Annotated in this window: 1 protein-coding gene; it reads right to left on the reverse strand. The window is 66.8% G+C overall.

Annotation, left to right across the window (positions count from 1 at the left end):
- Positions 1-15 precede the first annotated feature (15 nt).
- Positions 16-1,179, reverse strand: a complete 1,164-nt coding sequence (locus V6U81_RS29025) for an IS110 family RNA-guided transposase (protein ID WP_334494234.1) — start codon at positions 1,177-1,179, stop codon at positions 16-18.
- Between the last annotated feature and the right edge of the window lie 234 nt (positions 1,180-1,413).

Consider the following 1,413-nt stretch of genomic DNA (forward strand, 5'->3'; position numbering starts at 1 on the left):
TGGCACCCCTTTATGTCAAGACACTGCTCGGAGTGCGGGTTTAGGCTGGTTGGTGGCGGGTCCGGGAAGTGGCTTGTCCGAAGGGCCGATGTCCGGGGTCAGGTCGGTCACGCTGGATTGCAGAGTCGTCCCCGAGTGCCCTCCCGGATCCGCCGCCTGCCTGCGTTTCTGGTCGGCGACCATGCGGGCGTAGACGACGTTGGACAGTCGGCGTTTGAGGGCGCGCATGGCTTCCATGGAGGTCTTCCCGGCGGTCTTCTTGGCGTCGAAGTAGGCGCGGCCTTCGGTGCGGTTGCGCAGCTGGACCACGGCCATGATGTGCAGGGTCCGGTTGATCCGCCGGTTGCCGGCGCGGGAGAGCCGGTGCCGCTTCTGGTCGCCGGAGGAGGCGTCCAGGGGTGCGGTGCCGTTCCAGGACGCGAACCGGTCGCGGTCGGCGAAGCGGCGGATGTCGCCGCCGTCTGCCAGTAGCCGGGCAGCACCTGAGGGGCCGATGCCGTGCAGGTCCATCAGGGTGGACCTGCGGGCGAGCACCAGCTCCTTGAGGTCCTTTTCCGCGGTCTTGATCTTCTTGTCGATGCCCTCGAGTTCACCGATGAGTTCGACGGCGAGGCGGCGCCGGGTCTTGCCCACGATGTCGCGGGGTTTGATGGTCGCGATCAGCGCGCGTGCCTGCCGTGCGGACAGGAATTGCTTTGCCCCGCCTGGGAAAAGTTCCAGCAGCAGCCGGTGCAGCCGGTTGATGGTCTGCGTCCTCGCGCGGCCCAGCTCGTCGCGACGGTCGACCAGCATTCCCATCACCTGCAGGTCCGGGTCGAGCTGGACCTGCACGAGGTTCGGGGTGCGCAGTGCCACCATCGCGACCGAGTGCGCATCCACCGGGTCGGTCTTTCGGCCGTTGCCGGTGGCGAACACCCGCACCTGCGCAGACAGCTTCGCGGGCACGTCGAGCACCGTCTCACCGTCATGCAGCAGGCGGTGGACGATGTGCTTGCCGATGCCGTTGCACCCCTCGACCGCCCACACCCGATCGGCGTACTTACGGCCAGCGGCGAGCATCTGCGCGTAGCCGGTCTTGTCCGTGCCGTACCTGCCCACTGCGAGCACCCGGGCGCGTTCGTCGACGACCTCGATGGTTGCCGAGCGCTTGTGCGGGTCCATCCCGATGATCACCGACATCGACGCCTCCCTCGACTGAACTCGATGAGTTGTCAGCAAGGAGGGCACCGCTACTTCGAGCAGAACAAACCCCTTTCCAGCCTCTCCTCGCGCGGTGCCCGGCGAGACCGCAGGCCATGAGAGAGCCACACCAATGACACCGGTGGGCAGCCGCAATGTGGGAGCGTCTCGCCGAGCACCTGGACCGAGTCTGGCCGGACATCGATCCTGCGGAAAGTCTCTAAGTAGCCGCGA

This window comes from Micromonospora lacuserhaii, from assembly GCF_036902735.1.
In the GTDB taxonomy this organism is placed as follows: Bacteria; Actinomycetota; Actinomycetes; order Mycobacteriales; family Micromonosporaceae; genus Micromonospora.